Consider the following 24,216-nt stretch of genomic DNA (forward strand, 5'->3'; position numbering starts at 1 on the left):
GGACATCGGGCTCCCTAGAGCCCCGCCCGCTCCCGGGTCAGGTACGCCATCACCGCGTCCTTGGGGCCGTTCGGGGACTCGAAGTGGACGCGCTCGCCCGCTTCGAAGCCGAACATGGTCATCCGGGCGAGCGCGGCCGCGTTGTTCGCGTCCGGCTCCCCGATCAGCCGCCGCGTACCCGGTCCCGCGAAGAGGAAGCCCGTCAGCGCCGAACCCAGCACCGCCCAGCTCTCCGCTCCCCCGCCGGCGTGCTCCGGGAGCGCGGGCGCCCGGAAGAAGTGCAGGCCGAGATCGCCCTCGGCGACGGGGTAGGCCGTGGCCACCGGGTCGTCCTCCGGGTGGTACGCCTGCACGAGCGCGACCGGGATGCCGTCCCAGCGCACCAGGTAGGCGTTGTGCGTGGGCAGGGAGTCGACGAACTCGTACGTCTCGCGCAGCTCGTCGCGCGTCAGCTCGCCCAGGCCCCAGAACCGGGCGCGCGGCTCGGTCACCCAGGTGTGCAGGACGTCGAGGTCCGCCACCGGGTCCAGCACGTGCGCGGCGATCACGCCACGCGGCGTCGTCGTCCGCCATACCTCCGCGCCGCGGGGGCCGTGCAGGAGCCGCTGGTGGGACCCGGGCCGTGGGGTGTCCGACGGGTGGACCGGGGTACCGTCCGGCGGCTCGGCCGACGGCGGGGCAGGGGTCTCGTCCGGGGCCGCACCCGGTTCGTGCTCCGGGGCCGCGTCAGTCAGGTTGTCCATGTGTCTTCCTTCTCGGTTCGGTCCCCCTCCGACCGGTCCCCGCGGACGGTCGCTGGAGCACGCGGCTCAGGTCGACCGGCGTCAGCCGGTCCCAGTCGGTCTCGACGGGGATCGTGCCGCCGGCCGCCCAGGTCTCGTGCTGGTCGGCGACGTGCGGGTCGCCGGGCACGCCGCTCGCGCCGAACGGCACCACCCAGCGGCTCGCGCGGCGGTCCGCGAGGTCCCAGATCCAGCGCGCCACCGATCCGCGAGCGCCCTGCGGTGTCAGCCCTGGTGTGCTGCCGGTGCACCGGACGGTGTCGTTGTCGCCGGAGACGGGTGCGGCGGGGAAGGCCAGTTCGGGGCCGCCGGGGAGGCGGACCGGGGTGAGGGTGTGCAGGTCGCCCCAGGTGGTGGGGGTGCCGCCGCGAGCGCCGTGCTGGTCGGGGCGGGGTGTGTCCGTGCTGGTGTGGCCGGGGCCGGGTGTGTCGTCGGGTGCGGGGTGCGTCGCGACGTGGGTCTGCGTCGTGTCGTGGGCCTGCGGGGTCTCCGTGTCCGGGGAGTTCACGTCCGGGAGGTTCTCGGTGTCGGGGTTCAGGGCGTCCAGGAGCCGCAGGAGGCCGAATCCGATGGCGACCTCGGGGACGAACCAGGGGTCGAAGATCTCGCCGTAGGGCGATCCGGTGGTGCGCAGGGCGTGCAGGCGGGGGTCGTTCGCGAGGTGCTGGACGAGTGCGTCGCGCCATCGGGTGAAGGTGGCGGCGTCGGGGCTGTCGGCGTCCATCGGCGCGCCGGCCTGTGCCCAGGGGCGGAGTTGCGGCGGGGTGCCGAGCCGGGCCATGAGGTCGAGTGCTGCGCGGCTGGTGACGTCGGCGTGGATGCGGTGCTGGGTGTCGGGTGACTCGCGGGCGGGGGGCGGGTCGGCGAGGAGTTCGCGGATCCGGTCGGCGCGGTAGGGGGCGTAGGACCAGCCGAGTGCGTGGGTTTCGCGGTGCCGGCGGCGGTCGCGTGGACGGTCGGTTCGTTGTCCGTCGTCGGTGCCCGGTGTGGTGGAGCCGGTGGTGCCGGTCGTCACGTCCGACGCCGCGGCCGGGCGTTCGTTGGCGTCGACGGCGATGCCGGACGTCACGGGCTCGGGTACGGGGAGGCGCGTCCAGGGGCGTGGGCGGGCGGCGTCGGTCCATGCCGGGACGGGCAGGACGCGTTCGTCGGGGTCGCGGTGGGCGACCCGGCCGGCGGTGAGGCTGAGGATTTCGCCCGTGGAGTCGGCGGTGAGGACGCGGTTGACGGGGTCGACCCAGCCGTCGGCGAACGCGGTGGCGACGTCGCGGGCGGATCGTGAGCGCAGGAGGCGGCGCCAGGTGGGTACGCCGGCGTCGGCCAGGATGCGTACGGGCCAGCGGATGGTGAACTGGCGTGGGGCGTGGCCGGGGCGGGAGTCCTCCCGGGTGGCGGCCCAGACGCCGCGCGGGGTCTCGATCCACGGGACGGTTTCCCGCTCCGGGGGTCGCCGGTGTCGGCTGGCGGCTCCCTCGCCGCCGGTGGTGCCGTGGTCGCCGCCGGCACTCCCGCGTTCGGCGGCTTCGCCGTCGGTGTCGCGGATCTCGATCGTCTCGCGCCCGCCGGCCGCCGGTTCCCAGCCGTCGGGGCCCTGGGCCTCCCAGCCGCCGTCGGGGGCTCGGCGGAGCCGCTCCTCGAAGACCTCCACGTGGTGGGCCATGGCGTTGGTGATGCCCCAGGCGACGCCGGTCGTGGCGACGCCGGTGCCGCCGTCGGTCAGGGCGTACCCGAAGTGCTGGACGCCGGGTACGCCGGGGAAGGCGAGGCCGACGACGTCGTACGCGACCTCGTCGTCGTTCCCGCCCTGTGCGGTGCAGGCGAGCCTGATCTGCTGGTAGGTGCCGGGCAGTTCCAGGATGCGGTGCGGGTCGCCCGCGAGGAGGGGGCTGCCCGACGTCGTCGCGTCCGGGGCGACGGCCCAGGCGTTGGAGCCGGAGGCGCTGCCCGCGCCGGGGCCGCCGTCGGCCGCGAACCAGGTGGCGAGGGTCGCGGGCGGGACGTCGGGGAACCGGGGTCCGAGGGTGCGGGCGACGTGGTCGCGCCAGAGCACGGCGGGGAACCCGTTGAACAGGACGTGGTCGACGAGGAACATCCCGATCGGTGTCCACGGCTGCCAGGGGCCGTCGCTCGCTCCGCCTCCTCCGGCGGGGTCTCCGCCGGCGCCGGCGTCGTCCCTCCTGGTGGCGAGGCCGGCGTTGACGCCGCGAGCGTAGGCGGCGAGCCATTCGCGTTCGGGTGGGGCGAGTGCGTCCGCGGTGCGCCGTGCGGTGTCGGCGAGGCGGACGCGGACGGCGAAGCGGTCCCAGGCGAGGCCGTCGGGGCCGGTGCGGGCGGCGAGTCTCGCTTCGGCGCGGGCGCGGCCGGTCTCGATCTGGTCGGCGCGGTCGAGCGCCGTGACGTAGCCCTGCCCGTAGGCGAGGGCCTGCTCGGTGGCGGCACGGACATGGGGGATGCCGTGCGTGTCGCGGTAGAGATCGAAGGGGGGTGTCTGGGTCACGCGGGCACCGTAGCTCCTATCGGGTTCGCCAGTCGTCCCGCGTAGATGAGGGACGAGGCCTGGTCGGTCAGGTCGACCATGTGGCGGGTGTCGCGCAGCTGGAGCCGGTTGAGGCAGGAGTGCGCGAAGGTCTCGGCGCGCAGGTCGACGCCGATGCCGCGGCCGTGGCGGGCGGCGATGCCGGGGTGCTCGTCGCGGTGCCGGTCCACGGCCTCGCCCACGAGCGTCCAGAAGCGGTGCGCGGGCAGGGCGCCGTCGGCGGCGAGGATGCCGGACAGGTGGCGGAGCACGCCGTCGAACATGTCGGTGAAGACGGCCAGGGCCTTCTCGTCGTCGGGCACGAGGGCGCGCACGCGCTCGATCCGCGCGGGCAGCGGCCGGGGCCCGAGGACCGCGGCCTCCTCCCCGATGTCCTTCATGAACGCCCTGGTGACGACGTGGTCGCGGAGCACGAGGACGAGGTTCTCGCCGTGCGGCATGAACGCGAGGTCGTGGGCGAGCAGGCAGTGCACCAGCGGGTAGAGGTAGGCGTCCAGGTAGGACCGCACCCAGCGTTCCGCGTCCAGGCCGGAGGCCCGGATCAGGGACGTGGCCAGCGCGGTGCCGGTCGCGTCGCGGTGCAGCAGCCCGGCCATGGTCGCCACGCGCTCCCCCTCGGCCAGCCGCGGCAGGGGCGACTCGCGCCACAGCGCCGCGAGCATCTTGCGGTACGGGTTCCCGAACCGCGTGCGGTGGTAGACGTCGCCCGTGTAGCCGACGGCGGCGAGCTCGCGCAACACGCCGAACCCGGCGCGGCGCAGCGTCTCGTCACCGGTCACGACGCCGGCGACCCAGTCGTTGACCGCCGGGGTGTCGCGCATGTACGTCGGGGACAGGCCGCGCAGGAAGCCCATGTTCTGGATGGCGGTGGCGACCTTCACGTAGTGCCGGTCCGGGCGGGTGGTGTTGAACATGGTGCGGATCGACTGCTGCGGCGTGTACTCGTCGGCGCCCGCGCCCAGAGGTACGAGGTCCTCCCGGGCGACGTCGGCGGCGAACGTGATCGCCACCCGGTGCTCCCACTGCCACGGGTGGACGGGCAGGTACAGGTAGTCGTCCGGGTCCAGGCCACGCGCGGCCAGCCGGTCGGCGAACGCGGCCCGCTCGGCGCCTGCCAGCTCCCCGCCCGACGACGGCGTCCCGTACAGCCCACCCTCGGTCTCACCGGCGCCGAGGGACAGGTGGGTGTGCTCACGCCGCGCCGCGAGCCACATCAGCCGCAGGCGGCCCGCCCGCTCGGGCGCGTAGGCGCGGTAGTCGGACAGCGAGAAGCCGATCCGCCCGTTGTTCGCCACGAAGCCCGGGTGGCCCTCCGTCATCGCGGACTCGACCGCCTGGAACGCGCCCGCGACGTCCGGCCCGGCCAGCGCGCCCACCAGGCCCGCCGACGACGGCGTGGCGCCCACCGCCTCCCGTTCCCGCTTCGCCATCGCCCCGGCCAGCGTGGACGACAGCTCCTCCAGATACACCGGCAGCAGATCCTCCGGGATCCGCAGCAGCGGCTGCAGCTCCGCGACCAGCTCCAGCACGTCGACCGGCGCCGGGCGATCGATGCCGTCCAGCCCGGTGCGGGTCCGCCGCAGGCCGGCCTCGTCGATCACCCAGTGCTCCAGCAGGTACCGGCGGGCCGTGAACCGGTAGGTGACGCGGCCGGCGCCGTCGGCCTGGCGTGGCGTGGCGTCCGCCGTACTGTCGTCGGGTGTGCCGTCTGTGCCGTCCGGGCGGCGTCGTGCGGCGTCGAGCACGAGGACGTACTCGCGGGGTTCGTCGTGCGTCACGGCCCGCGCCGCGGCGTCGAACCCGTGTTCGAACGCGGAGCCGCCGGCCCGAGCTCCACGGGTCCCGGCGCCGCCCGCCCCCGTGGCACCGCCCGCGGAGGCGGACTCCCCCGCAGGCTCCGGCAGGACCAGGCGCTCGTGCGTGAACTCCGCGAGCGCCTTGGCGACCAGGTGCCGGTGTGCGGCGTCGGCGAGTGCCGGGCGCAGGTGTGCGGCAGGTTCGGCGCTGAGGGGGCCGGTGCCGTCGCCGAGGGGGGAGGCGTCGAAGTCGTCGCGGGTGCAGACGCTGAGGCGGGCGCGTTTCGCGTGGCCGTCGGTCACGAGGTCGATGTCGCGCAGGACGCGGAATCCGGCGGCGGCGTTCTTGGCGTGGATCGCGCTGTTGCGGGCGTCGGGTTCGACGACGACGCGCAGGGCGCCGCGGCCACCCGTGCGGGGCGTGGTGGCGGGTGTCGGCGTGGCGTCGTCGTCGGGACCGGCGGGCGCCGCGGGCGTGGCGGGAGGGGCGAAGCAGAACCGCATGACCGTGCCCATCACGGCGTCCGTGAGGCCGGAGATGCGGGGCTCCGGGCCCTGCGCGGGTGGCGGTGGCGCGACCAGGACGTGCATGCCGAGGTCGCCGGGCCGGTGGTCGAGGATGCCGGTCGGCAGGCCGTCCAGGACGGTGCGGGAGGGGTCGTAGGTCTCGGCGTAGGCGAGGGGCTGGCCCGAGCGGCGCAGGAGCCAGCCGTTCTGGGCGTCGTCGGAGGTGACGGCGGTGAGGTAGTCGTGGACCTGGCCGGTGGTGAGGTGGCCCATCTCCCAGTAGCGGGAGGCGGGGTGGGCGAGCCAGTCGTGCAGGAGGGCGGCGTGGCGGGCGGGGTCGACGGGTTCGACGGTCATCTCCCCGACGCGGGTCGCGGCCCGGAAGATCGTGGTGCTGTTCGCGTCGCTCATCGCGCTGCCTCCTCGCCGACGGCGGTGGTGTCGGACAACAGGTCCCAGTCCGGCTCCGGGGAACGGAGCCCGAAGGTCTGGAACGCGATGCGGCGTTCGATCGGGTAGGGCTCGTGGCCGGTGACGCGGGCGAGGATGACCGAGGCGCGCCACGGGGCGAAGCCGAGATCGGGGGCGGTGACGCCGTGGGTGTGTTCCTCGCCGCCCGCCACGAAGACGCGGCGTTCGGCGTCCACGGTGTAGTCGCGTCGCACGACGAGGCGGCCGCGGGCGTCGAGGTCGATCCGGTCGAGCACGGGGGCGAGGAACTCGGGGGTGGTGTGTGCGTACCCGGTGGCGGCCACGACGGCGCGGGTGCGGTGCTCGGTCTCCTGGCCGGTCTGGCCGTGGCGCAGGGTCAGGACGTACTCGCCGGTGCCGTCTGCCCCGGCGGGGTCGAGGCGGGCGGCGGTGACCTCGCAGTCGGACAGGAGGGTTGTCGGCAGCGTCGTCCCGAGAGCCGACTTGCGGTAGAGGGTGTCGTAGATGTCGTCGACGAGGTCGCCGCTCATGCCCTTGTACAGGTTCCGCTGCTCGCGGCCGAGGCGGTCGCGCAGGTCCTGCGGGAGGGACACGTAGTGGTCGGTGTACTCGGGCGAGGTCATCTCGAGGGTGAGCTTGGTGTACTCCATGGGGAAGAAGCGGCTGCTGCGCGTCACCCAGTCCAGGCGGTAGGGGCTGGCGCCGCCGGGCCCGGTCGCGAGGCCGTCGAGCAGGTCGCGGTACACCTCCCCCGCGGACTGTCCGCTGCCGACCACGGTCACGGCGCCCGTGGCGGCGAGCGCGTCGCGGCTGGGCAGGTAGTTCCCGGTGTGCACCACGGGCCCGGCTCCTGCCAGGTCGCGCAGCTCGGCGGGCAGTCGCGGCGTCGTCCCGGTGCCCAGCACCAGGTGCCTGGCACGGTATTTCTCCTCGGTCACGCCGTCGGGCCCGGCGATCTGCGCGGTCAGGACGAAGACGTCGTCCGCGGCGTCGTGCGCGACGGCGGTCACGCGCCGCCCCCAGCGCAGCGTCCCCGGGGCGGCCTCGGCGATACGGCCGGCCGCCCAGCGGCAGTAGGCGTCGTACTCGGCGCGCAGCGGGTAGAAGGACTCGCGGATGTAGAACTGGTACAGCCGCCCGGTCTCCTTGAGCCAGGCCAGGAACGAGTACGGCGACGTCGGGTCGGCCATGGTGACGAGGTCGGCGAGGAACGGCACCTGGAGCGTGGTGCCCTCGATGAGCATCCCGGGGTGCCAGGAGAACCCGGGCCGCTGGTCGAGGAAGACGGCGTCCACGTCGTCGAGGGGCTCGGCGAGCGCGGCGAGCCCGAGGTTCATGGGGCCGATTCCGACCCCGGCCAGGTCGTAGGTGCGCATCAGTCGGTCTCCTCGCGGGTCAGCCGGGGATGGACGTCGCGGCACGGCGGCACGTCCAGGCCGGCGAGCTCCTCACCCGCCAGCAGGCCCTGGGCGGCCGAGCGCACGAGGTCCAGGACGGCGCGCACGTCGTCGAGCGTCATGTCGGGGTTGAGCAGGGTGAGCTTGAGGCAGGGGCGGCCGTCGGCGATCGTCTTGGCCACCAGCGCCCGGCCCGAGTCGAACAGGACGCGGCGCACCTGGGACACGAGGGCGTCGGCGTGCTCCGGGGCGAGCCCGTCCGGCTCGTAGCGGAACATGACCGTGGACAGGTCGGTGCGCGCGACCAGGCGCAGCTGCGGGTCGTCGGCAAGGTCCGCGTGCACGGCCGCCGCCAGGTCGTACGTCGCGTCGACCAGCCGCCCCAGGCCGTCGGCGCCCAGCGCCCGCAGGGTGACCCACAGCTTCAGGGCGTCGAACCGGCGGGTGGTCTGCAGGGACTTGCCCACCTGGTTCGGGTCGGGGTTGAGCTCGCCGTTCTCCCGCTCGGGGTTGAGGTAGTCGGCGTGCCAGGAGCCGCGGGCCATGTCGGCGGCCTCGCGCACGATCAGCGCGCTGGAGGAGACCGGCTGGAAGAACGCCTTGTGGTAGTCGACCGTGACGCTGCGGGCCCGCTCGATGCCGGCCAGCAGCCCGCGCCGGGTGGGGCTGACCAGCAGCCCGCAGCCGTAGGCGGCGTCCACGTGCAGCCAGGCGCCGGTCGCGTCGGCGAGGTCCGCGACCGGGAGGATCGGGTCGACGCAGCCGCGGTCGGTGGTGCCGGCGGTCGCGACGACCGCCATCGCGGTGTCGCCGGCGCGGGCGACGTCGGTCAGGGCGCGGCCGAGCGCGTCGGGGTCCATGCGGCCGTCGTCGTCCCCGTCGACCGGGACGACGGCGTCCTCCGACAGGCCGAGCAGCAGCGCGGACTTGGCCACCGAGAAGTGGCTCGACGCCGTGGCCAGGATCCGCAGGCGCGACTGCGCAACGGCGCGCTCGGCGCCGCGCAGGCCCTCCAGCGCGCGCTGCCGGGCAAGGAACATCGCCTGCAGGTTGGACTGCGTGCCGCCGGAGGTGAACACCCCGTCCGCGCCCGCCGCCTCACCGCGCTCGTCGCGGCCCACGGGGAAGCCGATGCGCGCCGCCGTCCAGTCGACCAGGCGGCGCTCCATGAGGGTCGCGGCGCCCGACTGGTCGTAGGTGTCCAGCGAGGTGTTGATCGCGGACGCCATCGCGTCCGCGGCGACCGCCGGCACGGCGACCGGGCAGTTCAGGTGCGCGGCGTAGGCCGGGTGGTGGAACCACACCGCGTTGCCCGCGTACAGGTCGGCCGCCTCGGCCAGCGCACCCTCGGTCCCGATGCCCGGCGCGTCGAGATCGACGGCGTCGCAGCGCTCGCCGAGCTCCACCCGCCCCGCACCGCTGAACGGCTGCCTGACGGCCGCGACGCGGCGGGCGACGTCGTCCACCACCGCCCGCGTGGCACGCGCGTAGTCGGCGGCGGTGTCGCCGCGCAGCAGTGCGGCACCGTCGTGCGGCGCGGTGGTGCGGCTCGTGCCGGGAACGGCGGACGACGACGTCACGGTGGTGGCGCTGCGGGCTGCTGCGGGCAGGGCTGAGGACATGCGCGAGGCTCCTCGGATGGGGACCGACAGGACGAGCACGCCCCCGGTCCGCCGTCACGACGGCCTCCCGGCACCACGCGGCAATGGTTAGGCATGCCTGACCTAAGTTAGCCGACACTTCCCCCATGTCCAACCGTCGCGCGCTGTGCCGGACGTCACGCCCGCGGACGATCCCGGCACCAATTCCGCGACACGACGGCGGAAACGTCGCGCGGAGTCGCCCAGATCGGTACGTTTCCCCCATGAGCGACGAGCGCCAGATCACCTCTGACGACAGTGACGCCACCGAGGACGACGGCCGCATCGAACGGCTGCGGGAGCTCCTGACCGCCCCGATCAAGATCCCCGACTCCGAGAGCGGCGCGCGCGACGACGAACAGTCCGGCGACCCCGAGGAGTACCCGGCGCCGTCCGTCGACATCCCGCCGCACGTGCGCGCCGCCGCCGAGGCCGCCGCGCACGCCGGCGACGACGAGCCGCGCCGGACCAAGACCGGCAAGAAGCGCCGCACCTGGGCCGACGCCTTCCTCGACACCGGCAAGCGCGACCTGTCGGCCGCCGGTGGCGACGCCGCCGCCCAGCTCCTGACCCGGCTCGACGAGCTCGACCGCCGCACCGGCGAGGACGTCGCGCAAGCCCGGGCCCGCGCCGACGCCGCCGCGGAGACGGCCGACGCCGCGCGGCAGGGCCTGGACGAGGCCCGCGCCGAGACGCGCGAGGCCCGCGAGACCGCGGCCGCGCGGATCGACGACGTCGAGCAGCGGGTCACCGCCACCACCGACGCCACCGAGGCTGCGGACCGCGCGATCGCCGGCCTGCGCGAGAAGACCGAGGCACAGCGCGACGAGCTCGCCCGCCTGGCGGTATCGCTGGCCGACGCCGAGAAGTCCGCCACCGCCGCCCGCGACGCGGCGGCCGGTGCGGCGAAGAAGGCGGGCACGGCCACCGTCGTCGCGGTCGTCGCCGTCGTGCTGGCACTGGCCGCCCTCGGAGCGGCGTTCGCCCTCTGAGACGAGAGGCGGCCGGCGCACCCCGGGCGGTGTTCGCGCTGGCACCTTCATCGCCATGGCGCCCCTCGACGACTCCCCGCGGCACGCGGCGCACAGGCCTCAGCGGATGGCCTGGGATCCCCGGCCCCTCATCGCGGACCTCAAGGCCGGGGTCCAGGCGCAGCTCGCCCGGACCGACGACCCGGACACCGGACACCCGGGCGACGCGACGGTCTCCCAGCCCACCGTCGACGCCGGCATGAGCGACCCCGCGGGAGCCGACGGCGCCCGGGTCGGCGGCTCCGCGATGGTGCACGCCCCCACCCCGTCCGAGAGCAAGGACCGCAAGCACCTGCGCCGCGCCGCAGAGGCAGCCGAGGCAGCCGCCGCCCAGGCCGCCGGCGCCGCGTCCCAGGCGGCCATCACCGCCGAGCGGGCCCGGGCCGACGCACGGACCGCCCGCGAGGAGGCCGCCGCGGCACATGCGGCGGCCACCTCGGTGGTCGGCGAGCTCGCCGCCACCCGCGAGGAGGTCACCGTGCTGCACCAGGCGCTGGAGCAGGTCCAGGCCCGCGCCCGCCGCGACGTGCTCATCGCGTGGATCGCCGCCGGGGCCGCCCTGACCGCCGCGGCCGCCGGCCTCCTCATCGGATAGCGGACGGCGGGCGGGTCAGGACTCCAGGGCTCGCGCGCGGACGCCCGCGGCGTCCCAGAGCATGCCCAGGTGGTCCACCGGGCCGTGACCGCCCGGGCCGCCCACCCGCAGACTCTCGCCCCGGGCGATGGCCGCACGCAACCACGTCGTCGCACGCCGCAGCGCCTCGGGCCACGAGCCGGTCACGACCCGCAGCGTCGCCAGCGCCGAGGACAGGGAGCACCCCGTGCCGTGCGTGCTGGTGGCCACCAGGCGCGGCCCGCTGACGCCCGCCACCTCGCCGTGGGCCGAGACCAGCGCGTCCGGCGTGTCGGACGCGAGCAGGTGGCCGCCCTTGGCCAGGACCAGCACGTCGTGCACGGACGCCACCTCGCGCGCCTGCGCGAGCGCCTGCGCCCACGTGACGGCCTCGGACCCGCCGGTGAGCACGGCCAGCTCGGGGATGTTCGGGGTGACGACGTCGGCCAGGGACAGCAGGTCCCGCAGCGCCGCCTCCGCCCTCGGCTCCAGCAGGCGGTCGCCACTGGTGGCGATCATGACGGGGTCGAGCACGACGACGGGCGGGCGGACGCGCTCGAGCCAGACGCCGACGACGTCGGCCGCGCACGCCGTGCCCAGCATCCCGATCTTGACCGCGTCGACCTCGATGTCGTCGCTGACGGCGTCCAGCTGCTGGGCGACGAACGCCGCGGGCGGCGTGTGGACCGCCCGCACGCCCTGGGTGTTCTGCGCGGTCAGGGCCGTGATCACGGCCATCCCGTAGCCGCCGTGGGCGGCGATCGACTTCAGGTCCGCCTGGATTCCCGCCCCGCCCGACGGGTCGGATCCGGCGATCGACAGCACGCGCGGGACTCTCATGACGCCACCGCCGGCTCGCCCGCCGCACCCACCGCCGTCGCCGTGGCCGCAGGCAGCGGCATGGCCGTCGTCATGACCGTGGCCGGGAGACGATTCCCTGTTGCGCGCATCTCGACATTCCCTTCGCCGGCACTACCTGGATCAGGTTCGACGGGTGTGTTCTCAGCTGCCACGATTGCAGCACCCCGTGTCGATTTCTTTCCTAGTTTACGCAGCAGAAGGCTGGTTTGTCGACAAAAGTCCGGCTCGGCGCCGTGTCCGATCCATCACACCAGGGTCACGTGCACACCCGTACCGGGGCAAGCCCGGCGTCGTCACGCGCCGGCCCGGGCCAGGACCGCGCGGGCATGGCGCAGGACGGGCTCGTCCACCATCACGCCGTCCAGCGCGAACACCCCCGCGCCTCCCCCGGCCTCGTGGTCCGCCGCCGCGAGGATCCGCTCGGCACGCGCCACCTCCTCCGGGGTGGGGGCGTAGGCGTCCCGGATGACCCCGACATGCCTCGGGTGGATGCACGCCGTGGCCGCGAAGCCGGACGCGACGGCGTCCACGGCCTCCGCGCGCAGGCCGTCGAGGTCGTCGATGTCCAGGTGGACCGCGTCGATCGCCTGCTTCCCGGCCGCGCCCGCGGCCAGCAGGACCGTCGCCCGGGCATGCCGCGCCACGTCCCGGTACGCCCCCGGATCCCGTTCCCCCGGGCCGAACCGGCTGGACGTACCCCCCAAGGAGGCAACCAGGTCCTCCGCACCCCACATGAGGGCCACGACGCCCTCCCGCCGGGCGAGCGCGACCGCGTCCACGACACCGGCCGCCGTCTCGCACAGCGCCACGACGTCCAGCCCGTCCAGCACCGGCAGGCTCGCGTCCGCCTTGGCAACCATGACCGTGCGGAACGGCGTGGCCCGGACCGCCGCGAGATCGAGCTCGTGATCCGGAGTCCCGGGCGGGTTGACGCGCACGATCGTGCGCTCGGGCGCGAGAGCGAGGGCCTCGTCGGCCCCCGGCTCGCCGGAGCCGCCACGGGACGCATCCCTGCCGCGGGAACCGCCGACCCTGCTGCTACCCCGTGCCGCGCGGCCCGCCGCGACGAGGGCCTCGCGCGCGGCCGGCCGCGCCCCGGGCGCGACGGCGTCCTCGAGGTCGAGGATCACGCCGTCCGCCCGGGACGCGGCCTTGGCGAACCGGTCGGGCCGGTCCGCCGGGCAGAACAGGAGCGCGGGTCCCGGAATCACCACTGATCCCCCGCGTCCGGCACGTCGCCCGGCACTGCCGAGCCCTGCGCCGGCCCGCCCCCCGCTTCCGCGGCCTCGTGCGCCGCCTGCGTCCAGAACAGGCCGTTGCGCACCGCGCGTGCCACGACGACGTCGTCCTGGTTGCGGCCCACGTGCTCCAGCGTGACGATCCCCTGGCCCGGCCGGGAGCCGGAGGCCCGCTTGGCCACCACGTTCGTCTCGGCGTACACCGTGTCGCCGTGGAACACCGGCGCCGGGAACGTGACCCTCTCGAACCCGAGGTTCGCCACGAGCGTGCCGAGCGTGACCTGCCACGTGGACAGGCCCACCATCGTGGACAGCGTCCACATCGAGTTCATCAGGCGCTGGCCGAACGGCTGGGTCGCCGACCACGCCGCGTCCAGGTGCAGCGGCTGGCCGTTCATGGTCAGCGTGGTGAACTGGACGTCGTCGGCCTCGGTGGCGGTGCGGCCGGGCCGGTGCAGGTACCGGTCCCCGATCTCCATCTCCTCGAAGTACCGCCCCCGCTGGAGGATCTCGCGGCCCGGTGGCCGCTCCGTCGTCGGCTCCGTCACTGCAACCCCATCTCCCGGGCCAGCACCATGAGCTGCACCTCCGTGGTTCCCTCGCCGACCTCCAGCACCTTCGAGTCCCGGTAGTGCCTGGCCACGGCGTTCTCGTTGAGGAAACCGTACCCGCCCCAGATCTGCGAGGCGTCGCGCGCGTTGTCCATCGCTGCCTCCGACCCGATGAGCTTGGCCAGCGACGCCTCCGCCTTGAACGGGGCACCCGCCACGAGCTTCTGCGCCGCGTCCATCCACGCCAGCCGCGCCGAATGGGCGCGCGCCTGCATCCGTCCGAGGGTGAACGCGACGTGCTGGTTCTCCCCGATCAGCCGGCCGAACACCTTGCGCTCCTTGGCCCGGGCGAGCGCCTGCTCGTAGCAGCCCAGCGCCGCCCCCGCGCACAGCGCCGCGAACGCGACCCGGCCCTCGTCGAGGGCGCGCAGGAAGTTCGCGTACCCGCGGCCCTGCTCCCCCAGCATCGCCGAGTGCGGCACGCGCACGCCGGTGAACGTCAGCGGATGGGTGTCCGAGGTGTGCCAGCCCACCTTGTCGTAGGCGGGCCCCACCTCGAACCCCGGCGTGCCCGTCGGCACGACGAAGCACGTCAGCTCCGGGCCGCCGTGCTCCTTGCGGCCCGTGACGGCGGTGACGGTCACCAGCGAGGTGATCGGCGTGCCGGAGTTGGTGATGAACTGCTTGGAACCGTTGATGACCCATTCGTCGCCGTCGCGCACGGCAGTCGTCCGCGTGGCGCCGGCGTCGGACCCCGCCTCGTCCTCCGTCAGCCCGAACCCGGCCAGCGCCCGCCCGGACAGCAGGTCCGGCAGCCAGCGCCGCTTCTGCTCCTCGCTGCCGTGCCGGAAGATCGGAACGACGCCGAGCCCGACGCCCGCCTCCAGCGTGACGCCGATCGACTGGTCCACGCGGCTGAGCGCCTCCACGGCCAGGCACAGCGACACGTAGTCCTTGCCCTGCCCCCCGTACTCGGCGGGGAACGGCAGGCCGAACAGCCCCATGTCGCCCATCCGGGCGATGATGTCGATCGGCAGCTCGCGCTTGGTGTCGTAGTCGTAGGCGCGCGGCGCGACCACCTCGTCCGCGAAGCGGCACACCTCGTCGTACAGCTTGGTCTGCTCGTCGGTGAGCAAGTACTTCATGGTTCCTCCCAGGGTGTCGGGATCGACCGGGACCGCCAAGGGGTGTGCGGGCCCGGGGGTCTTCTTCTGAAGTTGTCAGCCGGCGGCGACGTCGGCGGGATCCTCGCCGGCCGCGGGGGCGGCGGTGACGGTGGCGACCACCTGGTCGCGCCGCACCTGGTCGCCCACGGCGACGCGAACGGTCACGGCGCCCTCGTGCGGCGCCACGAGCGGATGCTCCATCTTCATCGCCTCGACGACGACGAGCGTGTCTCCCGCGCCGACCTCGCCGTCGGCCGCGACCCAGGCGACGGTGCCGGGCAGCGCGCCGCGCACGGCGGGCGCGGTCGCCTCGTCGCCCTGCGCGGCGGCAGCCCGTGCGGCCCGTCGCGCGGCCGACGCCTGCGCGCGCGTGGGCGCGGGCAGGGCCAGGGTGCGCCCGGCGCGGTGCACCCAGACGGTACGCGCCGCGCGTCCGGACTCCTGCACGACGGCGGTCGCGGGGCCGGTTGCCGGTCCGTCCGTCGTGACCAGGCGGCCCGCGATCTCGTACCGCACCGGCTCGGGCGGAGCTCCCGGCCGGAAGCCGTCGAGGGCCCACGGACCACGCGGCGGGACCGCACCGTCCGCGAGCGCCCGTGCGGCCGCCGTGAGGTCGGCGTCGTCCGGTGCGGGTTCGCCCGCGTCGCCGGCGCGGGCGATGAGCCCGGTGTCGAGGCGTCCGGCGCGGACGTCGGGGTGGGCGAGGAGGTCGCGGAGCCAGCCGGTGTTGGTCTCGACGCCGAGCACGACGGTGTCGGCGAGCGCGTGGTCGAGGCGGTCGACGGCCTGGGCGCGGTCGGTGCCGTGGGCGATGACCTTGGCGAGCATGGGGTCGTAGTCGCCGCCGACGACGCTGCCTCCCGTGATGCCGGAGTCGACGCGGACGCCGGGTCCGGAGGGTTCGGCGTAGGTGAGGACGGTGCCGGTGTCGGGGAGGAATCGGCGGGCGGGGGCCTCGGCGTAGACGCGGGCCTCGACGGCGTGTCCGTGGAGGACGACGTCGTCCTGGGCGAGCGGGAGTTTCTCGCCGGCGGCGATGCGGAGCTGGAGCTCGACGAGGTCGAGTCCGGTGACGGCCTCGGTGACGGGGTGTTCGACCTGGAGGCGTGTGTTCATCTCCAGGAACCAGAAGTCGAGGGCGGCGGGGCCGGTGTCCGCGCCCGGTCGTGCGTCGTCGGGCAGGCCGGGGACGAGCATCTCGACGGTTCCGGCGCCGACGTATCCGCAGGCGCGAGCGACCTCGCAGGCGGCCTCGCCCATGCGGGCGCGGATGGTGGCGGCGACGTCGTCGGGCAGGCCGGCGAGCAGGGCCGACGGTGCCTCCTCGATGACCTTCTGGTGGCGGCGTTGCAGGGAGCATTCGCGTTCGCCGAGGTGGACGACGGTGCCGTGGGTGTCGGCGAGGATCTGTACCTCGATGTGGCGGGGGTTGGGTACGTAGCGTTCGAGGAGGAGGCTGTCGTCGCCGAACGCGGCGGCGGCGATGCGGCGGGCGGAGGTGAGTGCGGCGGGGAGCGTGGCGGCGTCGTCGGCGACCTGCATGCCCTTGCCGCCGCCGCCGGCGGCGGGCTTGACGATGAGGGGGAAGCCGACGTCGTGGGCGGCGGCGAGGAGGTCGTCGTCGGAGGCCGCGGTGGTGCCGGTGGCGTCCGTGGTGCCGGTCGCGCCGGTGGTGCCGGGCAGGACGGGGACGCCGCGGGCGGCGACGAGGTCGCGGGCGGAGATCTTGTCGGCCATGGCTTCCATGGCCTCGGGGGGCGGGCCGACGAGGGTGATGCCCGCGGCCGCGCAGGCGCGGGCGAAGGCGGGGTTCTCGGACAGGAAGCCGTACCCGGGATGGACGGCGTCGGCGCCGGCGGTGCGGGCGGCGCCGATGACGGCGTCGATGTCGAGGTACGACGACGTCGCCGGGGCGGGGCCGATCCGGACGGCGTCGTCGGCGAGCCTCACGTGGGGGGCAGCGGCGTCGGAGTCGGAGTACACGGCGACGGAGCGGATGCCGAGGCGGCGCAGGGTGCGGATGACGCGGACGGCGATCTCGCCGCGGTTGGCGACGAGGACGGTGCCGAACGGGCGCTCGGCGGGCGAGCCGTCGTCGTGGCGGGTGCCGGGCGCGAGGTGGTGGCTGGTCATGGTCGTCTCCCCCTCACATCCGGAACAGGCCGAAGCGCGGGCCGGCGCCGGCGTCGTCGAACGGGACCCGGGAGCACACGTCGAGGGCCATGCCGAGCACGCGGCGGGTGTCGGCGGGGTCGAGGATGCCGTCGTCCCAGCCGCGGGCGGTGGCGTGGTAGGGGCTGCCGGCGCGTTCGTAGGAGTCGCGGACGGGGGCCTCGAAGGCGGCCTGCTCGTCGTCGGACCAGGTGCCGCCGGCGCCCTCGATCTGGTCGCGCTTGACCGTGGACAGCACGGAGGCGGCCTGCGGGCCGCCCATCACGGAGATGCGGGAGCCGGGCCAGGACCACAGGAAGCGCGGGGAGTAGGCGCGCCCGCACATGGAGTAGTTCCCGGCGCCGAACGACCCGCCGACCATGACCGTCAGCTTCGGTACGCGGGTGGAGGCGACGGCGGTGACCATCTTGGCGCCGTCCTTCGCGATGCCGCCGGCCTCGGCGTCGCGGCCGACCATGAAGCCGGTGATGTTCTGCAGGAACAGCAGCGGGATGCCGCGCTGGTCGGCCAGTTCGATGAAGTGGGCACCCTTGAGGGCCGACTCGCCGAACAGGACGCCGTTGTTCGCGAGGATGCCGACCGGGTGGCCGTGCAGCCGGGCGAACCCGGTCACGAGGGTGGTGCCGTAGCCGGGCTTGAACTCGTGCCAGTCGGGGACGGGGCCGTCGGGGCCGGGTTCGGGCGCGGCGTCGATCAGGCGGAAGATCACCTCGTGCGCGTCGTAGGGGGTGTTGACGTCCACGGGGACGACGTCGTACAGGCCCTCCGGGTCCGACGACGGCGGCCGCGGGTGGGCCAGCACGTCCCAGACGGGTTCCGGGTCGGGCGGCAGGGTGCGCACGATGTCGCGGACGATCTCGCACGCGTGCTCGTCGTCGTCGGCGAGGTGGTCGGCGACGCCGGAGCGGTGGGCGTGCAACTCTCCCCCGCCGAGCTCCTCCGGGCTGACGATCTCGCCGATCGCGGCCTTCACCAGCGGCGGGCCGCCGAGGAAGATCGTGCCCTGGTCGCGGACGATGACGGTCTCGTCGCTCATCGCGGGCACGTACGCGCCGCCGGCGGTGCACGAGCCCAGCACCGCGGCGATCTGCGGGATGCGCTCGGCCGACAGGCGGGCCTGGTTGTAGAAGATGCGGCCGAAGTGCTCGCGGTCGGGGAACACCTCGTCCTGCAGCGGGAGGAACGCGCCGCCGGAGTCCACGAGGTAGACGCAGGGCAGGCGGTTCTCGCGGGCGATCTCCTGGGCGCGCAGGTGCTTCTTCACCGTGGCCGGGTAGTAGGTGCCGCCCTTCACCGTGGCGTCGTTGCACACCACCATCACGTGCCGGCCCTCGACGATGCCGATGCCCGCGATGACGCCGGCGCCGGGGACGGCGAAGTCGTCGTCGCTCAGGCCGTCGGTCCCGCCGGGGTTGTCGGCAGGGTTGCCGGCGGGGTTGCCGGCGGGGTTGCCGGCGGGGCGGCCGCTCGCGCCGTTGGCATACATGCCGTAGGCCGCCAGCGCGGACAGTTCGAGGAACGGGCTGCCCTCGTCCAGCAGGCGGCGTACCCGGTCGCGGGGCAGCAGCTTGCCGCGGGCGAGGTGCTTCTCACGGGATCGAGCGGGACCGCCCTGGGCAGCGCGAGCGATCCGCTCGCGGAGTCCGGCGGCGAGGTCGCGTTGCGTCGGCGGTGACGTGGCAGTGGTGGTCGCCATGGGGGCAGCATAACCCGGGCTGGTTAATGGTGGTTAACCACAGGGTCGCTTTCCGGCATAGACTGCGGCCGTGACACCCCGGCGCCGGCAGATCCTGGACACCGCGGCCGACCTGTTCGCCGCCCGCGGGTTCCACGGCGTGAGCGTGGGAGACATCGGGGCCGCCGTGGGGATCTCCGGACCGGCGCTGTACAAGCACTTCGCCGGCAAGGAGGACATCCTCGGGCAGTGCCTGCTGCACGCCTCGGAGCGGTTGCTGGAGGGGGCGAGAGCGCTGGCGGAGGCGCCGGAGCGGGAAGCGGTGGTCGCCGGTGGAGGGGCGGCTCGCGAGAGCCTGCCCCGCGCGGGCGAAGTCCCCGACGACGCACTCTCGGCGCTCATCGCGTTCCACACCGACTTCGCGCTGTCCCAGCCCTCCCTCATCGTGATCCAGGAACGCGAGTGGGGATCGCTCGGCGAGCGCACCCGGGCGCAGGTCCGCGAGCGCCAGCTGGCCTACATCGACGTGTGGACCCGCGCGCTGCGCCCGCACCGCCCGGATCTCTCGCCGGCGCAGGCGCGGGCGGCGGTCCAGGCGGCGTTCGGCCTGCTCAACTCGACCCCCCACTCGGCCCGCATCAGCCGCGCCGCGATGCGTGACCTCCTGACCCGCATGGCCCGGGCGGCCCTGGTGGCCTGACCACGGTGCCCGACGTCGTGCGCGCGCCGAACACGCCATCGTGGCGACCACGTCGTTGCGACCCGTGTTAGCGCAACCATCGAGCGAATTGGCGTGGTCGGCGCAATGGCGTGTTCGGCACGCGCACGGTCAGCGGGGTGGGAGGGGGCAGGCCGGGGACCAGGACTCCGATCGCAGGACCGATCGGATCTTGGTCGTGAACTCGCCGGTGGTCAGTTCGTCCGGGTAGAAGCGGAGCATCGTGGTCCGGCCCGAACCGATCATCCGGTTCTGCCGCACCGTGTCGCGGCGCAGCGCCGGTTCCCCGCTGTGGTACTCCGCACCGTCGATCTCGACGACGAGCCACCGGCCGCAGCCCAGGTACCAGAGCAGATCTCCCCGCCCGAGGAACTCGCCGTCGTCGTCCACGAGATCACGCTGCAGGTCGTCCGGCGGTATCCCCGCGTCGGCACACAGGAGCCTCGCGCGGCTCTCCGGTGGCGACTCGGCCCGCGGATCCGACTCGCCGAACCAGCCGTGACGGCCCGCGACTCCCCGCCGCCCCCGGGCGAGCTTCCGGGAGCGCTCGAAGCCGACATCGTCCAGGATGCCCTGGTACCGCAGAGAGTCCATGACTGCCACCGCAGTGAACCGATCGAGCCGCGGCAAAGCCTGCGCGAGGGCCCAGTCCGCCGTCGCGACCCGGCATCCGTCGATGATCACGGTCGACATCTCGAAGTCGTACTGACGCACGATGATGCCCTCTCGGCTGCGCCGGTGACGGCCGAACGGAAGGCCGACTTCCGGGTCGAACGTCACTGGCAGCCCCCGGGCACCCAGCAGCGCCAAGGCGGGCACGCTCACCGCGGCGGAGTTGCGAACGGCCAGCACGCCCCGCCACACGATGCGCCGACGGCCGGTGTCCAGCGGGTGGCGGTCCGGATCGGTCAGGCCGGTGTCGATGACGCCGCGGGCGGCCTTCGACCATTGACCTGCCGTGATGAGTCTCTGACGGACGTTCGGCCCGACTCCGTTGACCTCGCACTGGCCGACCGACACGAGCCCCGCCTGCCGCCGCGCCACCACGACCAGTTCGCTCGGCACCTCGACCCTGACACCCATGCGCCCATCGCAGCACCCCGAACCACCACCCGCTGCCTATCCACAACCCCCACCGCGAGCGCTGAGAACGCCATTTCGGCGACCACGCCATTGCTACCGGTGAGAGCGCAACCATCAGTCGAACCGGCGTGGTCACCGAGGCCGTGCCGGGTCAGCGGGAAGGGTGGGGTAGGAGGGCGTTGCCGTAGGCCAGGAGTTCGATCACCATCGTCCTCGGGTTCTTTGCGCCGCCGCTCGCGAGTTCACTGGTCTCCAGGCGGACGTTGCTCACGCCGGTGGCGCTGAGCCGCTCGGCTTCCTGCAGCATGCGCACGACGGCGAGCCGCCGCGCCAGATCGGTCTGCAGGGAGAGGCTCGCGGCCCGTCCGCCGACCAGGGCACGCCACTGCGCCGCCCAGCGTGAGGGGGCGTCGGCGGCATAGGCCACGTTGCCCGCCACCAGCGAGATCGGGCCGTCGTGCTGCTGCTCGACGTTGGTCCGGAACAGGTGGCCGAGTCGCGGCTCCTCGGCGTCCAGGTACCTGATCAACCTGCCCCGGCGTGCGAACCCGACCAGGAAGCGCACGCCCGTGAGCAGCAGGACGAGCAGCGGCAGCAGGAGGATGACCGCAACGCCCAGTGCGAACGGGTCGACGCCGGACTCGGTCATGCGTTCTCCAGGACGACGGCGGTGCCGTAGGCGTACATCTCGGCGGCGCCGGCCGCGACCGAGGCAGTGGTGAACCGGACGTTGACGACGGCGTTGGCACCCATCCGCCGGGCATCCTCGACCATCCGCTGGGTCGCCTCCGCGCGGCTCTCGGAGAGCAGCTCCGTGTAGCCGCGCAGCTCGCCTCCGGCGAGGTTCTTCAGCCCGGCCATCAGATCGCGGCCGGCATGCTTGGTACGCACGGTGTTGCCCTGTACCAGGCCGAGGACACGGCTGACTCGGGCTCCGGGAACGGTTTCCGTATTGGTGATGAACACGCCCGCACGCTATCCGACCTTGGCGATTTGTCCCCTCCACGTCCGGAGCTGTCCGCCCCGCGCACCACCTGTTCCGGCGATGACTGCATTCGATCCTGACGCGCCCGGAGGACTGCGACGGATGAGACGGGAACGAAGCGGGCGGCAGCGGTTCAGGGCTCTCAGGTCACGAGGGCGCCGAGCACTCCCGCGCTGACGACGACCGCCCACGGCGGCGTCCGCCACACCACCAGTGCCACATAGGCCACCACCGCCAGAGCCAGCGCCGTCGCGGGCGTCTCGGCTGCGAGCACGCCCTGGGTGAACACCGGGTCGTAGAACGCCGCCGCCAGCAGACCGACGACGCCCGCGTTGACGCCCGCCAGCGCACGCTGGGCCCCGCGCGCCCGGCGGAGGCGGTCCCAGAACGGCAGGGCCCCGGTCACCAGCAGCGCCGACGGGAGGAACACTGCCACCAGCGCGATCGCCGCGCCGAGCGCGCCGCCCGGCCCGGTGGTCGACAGCGCGCCGAGGTAGGCCGAGAACGTGAACAGTGGTCCTGGCACGGCCTGGGCAGCGCCGTAGCCGGCGAGGAACTGGTCGTGGGTCACGGCGCCCGCGGTCTCGGCCTGCAGCAGCGGCAGGACGACGTGTCCGCCGCCGAACACCAGAGATCCTGCCCGGTAGAACGTGTCGGCGAGCCCGGCGGCCCCGCCGCCCGTGACCGCCGCCAGCACCGGCAGGCCCGCGAGCAGCAAGGCGAAGACCGCCAGGCACGTGACGGCCGTGCGGGTGCGGATGGGGGCGGCCAGGCGGCCGTCGTCGTCCGTGTCCGACGACGACGGCGGCGCCACCCACCACAGCCCGGCCAGGCCGGCGGCGACGATCACGCCGATCTGGACCAGCGCGAGCGGCACCCCGGTGGCGGGCGCCAGGAGAAGGACGACGACCGCGGCGCCCGCGATGGTGGCGGTGGCTCGCGTGTTCGCCAGGGTGCGCGCCATGCCGAGCACCGCCTGCGCGACGACGGCGACCGCCGCCGCCTTGAGCCCGGTGATCCAGCCGGCTCCCTCCAGGTCGCCCACGGCGTCGACCCCGTACGCGAACCCGAGCAGCAGCAGCGCGGACGGGAGGGTGAATCCGGCCCAGGCGGCGAGCAGTCCCGGGATCCCGGCACGGCGCCAGCCGATCGCCATCCCGACCTGGCTGGAAGCCGGCCCGGGCAGGAACTGGCAGAACGCGACGAGGTCGGCGTACGCCCGGTCGCTCAGCCAGCCACGCCGCACGACGAACGCCTCACGGAAGTACCCCAGGTGGGCGACGGGCCCGCCGAAGGAGGTCAGCCCCAGCCGCGAGAACACACCCAGCACTTCGAGCGGGCTGCCGGAGCGGCGGGAGGCGGGTGTGGTGTCGCTGTTCATCGTGGTCAACCTAGCGGGTGCGGCCGCGGTGGCGCCCGGCCGTCGGCCGGGTGAGGGGGCCGGTCAGCCGGGGTGAGACGCGATCATCGGCGGGGGGGGTGGCGCGCCAGCCGGCATGGCCCGACAGGTCAGATCCGGTGTGCGCGACGACCTGAATCAGCCCCGCTCGCCCGCCGATACGCCCGGCCCGCCGTTCGTGCGTCTCTCATGGGGGCGTTCCGACGCTCATCGATGGGTGACCTGGGCGGCTGCGGCGATGGCGGCCTTCGGGCTGCCGCCGGTCGACCTCCATGAGCCGCTGCACCACCTGGGTGCCATGAGTCCTCCCTGTGGTGCGACACAGGCGACGCCGGGGTGGACGGCCGGCCGGTGGGCGGATGCCGGCATCGCGTGGACGCCGCACCGCAAGCGTGTCGCGATCACGGTTCTCGTGATGTTGGTGGTCGTGCTCGAGGTGCGGCAGCAGTTGCGCGCGGACCTGCTCACGCCGGGAGGGTGACCCCGCGGTCGCGCTGTTCGTGGCGCCGGTGGAACACCTCCGGGCACTGATCTACTATTTGTCCTAGTAGTTGATTCGATCCGTTGAGGAGAAGTGCGCTGTGAAACTCTTGTCGGTCCGGGGCGCCGTAGTGGCGTCGACGGCCGTGATCGCCCTTGCCCTGTCCGCCGGATGCACCGCGGCCCCCTCGGGGGCCGGGATGCCGGCGGACGACCACATGTCGACCGGCGACATGCCGATGGACGGCATGGACGGCGGGCACGGGGATGGCATGCACGGCGGCGACGGCCACGCGATGCCCGGCGAGGGTGACTCCGCGGACGTCCCGGGCGGCCTGCAGATCGCGCAGGCCGGATACACCCTCGCCCTGGAGAACACGACCGCGGAGCAAGGTCGCGACACCCCCGTGTCGTTCACGATCGACGGCCCGGACGCGGAGGCGGTAACAGAGTTCGACGTCGTGCACGACAAGAAGCTGCACCTGATCGTCGTCCGCCGCGACATGACCGGCTTCCAGCACGTGCATCCGGTGCTCGGCGACGACGGCACCTGGCGGGCCGAACTCGACCTCACCCCTGGGGAGTGGCGCGTCTTCGCGGATTTCCAGGCGACGGGTGCGGATCCGCTGACGCTCGGTGCGGACCTGCGGGTGCCGGGCGACTACGAGCCGGCGGCCAAGAGCCCGGCAACCTGGTCGTCCGACGTCGGCGACTACGAGGCCGTGCTCGACGGCACCCTCGCTCCCGGCGAGAGTTCACCCCTGACGATCTCGGTGGCCAAGGACGGTGATCCGGTCACGGATCTGCAGCCCTACCTCGGCGCCCACGGCCACCTGGTGGCCCTGCGCGAGGGGGACCTGGCCTACCTGCACGTCCACCCGGAACAATCCCCGGACGACGCGGAGGTGGCAGGCCCCGAGATCCAGTTCCATGCGTCGGCCCCGAGCCCCGGCCGGTACCACCTCTTCTTCGACTTCAAGCACGACAACGTCGTGCGGACCGCATCGTTCGTCCTGCGGGCCCAGACGCAGGACGGGGAATCCTGGCACGGCCTGCCCGGACTCGAAGGACTCGAACAGGGCGGTCACGAGCACTGAGCATGCCGAACGGGGACGACGTGCGAAAGCCGGTGACCTGGAGCGGCCGGTCGTCGA

At 74.0% G+C, this 24,216-nt stretch carries 20 protein-coding genes and 1 riboswitch; of the genes, 5 read left to right on the forward strand and 15 right to left on the reverse strand.

All coding sequences use genetic code 11. From position 1 onward, the window contains the following. Positions 1–14: 14 nt before the first annotated feature. Genes ACYVK5_RS14310 through ACYVK5_RS14330 form a run of 5 tightly spaced genes read right to left on the reverse strand, consistent with a single transcriptional unit; the run spans position 15 to position 9,072 of the window. Positions 15–743 carry a GNAT family N-acetyltransferase gene (locus ACYVK5_RS14310; protein ID WP_460706072.1) on the reverse strand — a complete coding sequence of 243 codons (729 nt, stop codon included), beginning with the start codon at positions 741–743 and terminating at the stop codon, positions 15–17. After that, entirely contained in the window at positions 727–3,279 is a 2,553-nt protein-coding gene (locus ACYVK5_RS14315) for a penicillin acylase family protein (RefSeq protein ID WP_460706074.1), read from the reverse strand. The genes ACYVK5_RS14310 and ACYVK5_RS14315 overlap by 17 nt, the downstream gene beginning before the upstream one ends. After that, entirely contained in the window at positions 3,276–6,032 is a 2,757-nt protein-coding gene (locus ACYVK5_RS14320) for a GNAT family N-acetyltransferase (protein WP_460706076.1), read from the reverse strand. The genes ACYVK5_RS14315 and ACYVK5_RS14320 overlap by 4 nt, the downstream gene beginning before the upstream one ends. Further along, positions 6,029–7,429: a lysine N(6)-hydroxylase/L-ornithine N(5)-oxygenase family protein gene (locus tag ACYVK5_RS14325; RefSeq protein ID WP_460706078.1), complete on the reverse strand. Its 1,401-nt coding sequence runs from the start codon at positions 7,427–7,429 to the stop codon at positions 6,029–6,031. The genes ACYVK5_RS14320 and ACYVK5_RS14325 overlap by 4 nt, the downstream gene beginning before the upstream one ends. Then, positions 7,429–9,072, reverse strand: a complete 1,644-nt coding sequence (locus ACYVK5_RS14330) for a pyridoxal phosphate-dependent decarboxylase family protein (RefSeq protein WP_460706080.1) — start codon at positions 9,070–9,072, stop codon at positions 7,429–7,431. Before ACYVK5_RS14330 ends, ACYVK5_RS14325 begins: the two co-directional genes overlap by 1 nt. 242 nt (positions 9,073–9,314) lie before the next feature. Here ACYVK5_RS14330 and ACYVK5_RS14335 point away from each other — a divergent pair, with 242 nt between their 5' ends. Together ACYVK5_RS14335 and ACYVK5_RS14340 are read left to right on the forward strand one after the other, a co-directional pair. After that, complete coding sequence (locus tag ACYVK5_RS14335) at positions 9,315–10,082, forward strand: hypothetical protein (RefSeq protein ID WP_460706082.1); 768 nt, start codon at positions 9,315–9,317, stop codon at positions 10,080–10,082. Between the two features lie 55 nt (positions 10,083–10,137). Continuing rightward, on the forward strand, positions 10,138–10,716 hold the full coding sequence (locus ACYVK5_RS14340) for a hypothetical protein (protein WP_460706084.1): 579 nt from the start codon (positions 10,138–10,140) through the stop codon (positions 10,714–10,716). Between the two features lie 15 nt (positions 10,717–10,731). On the opposite strand, the gene thiD is transcribed toward ACYVK5_RS14340, so the two are convergent. The 6 genes from thiD to ACYVK5_RS14370 all read right to left on the reverse strand — a co-directional run bounded on the left by thiD (position 10,732) and on the right by ACYVK5_RS14370 (position 18,418). Further along, positions 10,732–11,574, reverse strand: a complete 843-nt coding sequence (gene thiD, locus ACYVK5_RS14345; protein ID WP_460706086.1) for a bifunctional hydroxymethylpyrimidine kinase/phosphomethylpyrimidine kinase — start codon at positions 11,572–11,574, stop codon at positions 10,732–10,734. 100 nt (positions 11,575–11,674) lie between these two features. Continuing rightward, positions 11,675–11,772, reverse strand: a riboswitch (TPP riboswitch). A 116-nt stretch (positions 11,773–11,888) separates the two neighbouring features. Continuing rightward, complete coding sequence (locus tag ACYVK5_RS14350) at positions 11,889–12,809, reverse strand: HpcH/HpaI aldolase/citrate lyase family protein (protein WP_460706088.1); 921 nt, start codon at positions 12,807–12,809, stop codon at positions 11,889–11,891. Continuing rightward, a complete protein-coding gene (locus ACYVK5_RS14355; RefSeq protein ID WP_460706305.1) occupies positions 12,803–13,312 on the reverse strand; it encodes a MaoC family dehydratase in 510 nt (169 codons plus the stop codon). Before ACYVK5_RS14355 ends, ACYVK5_RS14350 begins: the two co-directional genes overlap by 7 nt. Before the next feature lie 65 nt (positions 13,313–13,377). Further along, positions 13,378–14,529: an acyl-CoA dehydrogenase family protein gene (locus ACYVK5_RS14360; RefSeq protein WP_460706090.1), complete on the reverse strand. Its 1,152-nt coding sequence runs from the start codon at positions 14,527–14,529 to the stop codon at positions 13,378–13,380. A 75-nt stretch (positions 14,530–14,604) separates the two neighbouring features. After that, on the reverse strand, positions 14,605–16,683 hold the full coding sequence (locus tag ACYVK5_RS14365; protein ID WP_460706092.1) for an acetyl/propionyl/methylcrotonyl-CoA carboxylase subunit alpha: 2,079 nt from the start codon (positions 16,681–16,683) through the stop codon (positions 14,605–14,607). A gap of 13 nt (positions 16,684–16,696) precedes the next feature. After that, a complete protein-coding gene (locus ACYVK5_RS14370; protein WP_460706094.1) occupies positions 16,697–18,418 on the reverse strand; it encodes a carboxyl transferase domain-containing protein in 1,722 nt (573 codons plus the stop codon). 70 nt (positions 18,419–18,488) lie between these two features. Here ACYVK5_RS14370 and ACYVK5_RS14375 point away from each other — a divergent pair, with 70 nt between their 5' ends. Further along, on the forward strand, positions 18,489–19,097 hold the full coding sequence (locus ACYVK5_RS14375) for a TetR/AcrR family transcriptional regulator (protein ID WP_460706096.1): 609 nt from the start codon (positions 18,489–18,491) through the stop codon (positions 19,095–19,097). A 129-nt stretch (positions 19,098–19,226) separates the two neighbouring features. On the opposite strand, the gene ACYVK5_RS14380 is transcribed toward ACYVK5_RS14375, so the two are convergent. From ACYVK5_RS14380 to chrA, 4 genes are all read right to left on the reverse strand, one after another. Beyond that, entirely contained in the window at positions 19,227–20,198 is a 972-nt protein-coding gene (locus ACYVK5_RS14380; RefSeq protein WP_460706098.1) for a type IV toxin-antitoxin system AbiEi family antitoxin domain-containing protein, read from the reverse strand. Positions 20,199–20,349: 151 nt separating this feature from the next. Then, a complete protein-coding gene (locus tag ACYVK5_RS14385) occupies positions 20,350–20,847 on the reverse strand; it encodes a YbjQ family protein (protein ID WP_460706100.1) in 498 nt (165 codons plus the stop codon). Then, a complete protein-coding gene (locus ACYVK5_RS14390) occupies positions 20,844–21,164 on the reverse strand; it encodes a YbjQ family protein (RefSeq protein WP_460706101.1) in 321 nt (106 codons plus the stop codon). The genes ACYVK5_RS14385 and ACYVK5_RS14390 overlap by 4 nt, the downstream gene beginning before the upstream one ends. Positions 21,165–21,325: 161 nt before the next feature. Next, positions 21,326–22,564: a chromate efflux transporter gene (chrA, locus tag ACYVK5_RS14395; RefSeq protein ID WP_460706103.1), complete on the reverse strand. Its 1,239-nt coding sequence runs from the start codon at positions 22,562–22,564 to the stop codon at positions 21,326–21,328. Between the two features lie 139 nt (positions 22,565–22,703). Between chrA and ACYVK5_RS14400 the strand changes: the two genes are divergently transcribed. Next, a complete protein-coding gene (locus ACYVK5_RS14400; protein WP_460706105.1) occupies positions 22,704–23,063 on the forward strand; it encodes a hypothetical protein in 360 nt (119 codons plus the stop codon). A gap of 100 nt (positions 23,064–23,163) precedes the next feature. Then, entirely contained in the window at positions 23,164–24,159 is a 996-nt protein-coding gene (locus ACYVK5_RS14405) for a hypothetical protein (protein ID WP_460706107.1), read from the forward strand. The last annotated feature ends 57 nt before the right edge of the window (positions 24,160–24,216 follow it).

Source organism: Myceligenerans halotolerans (assembly GCF_054782975.1).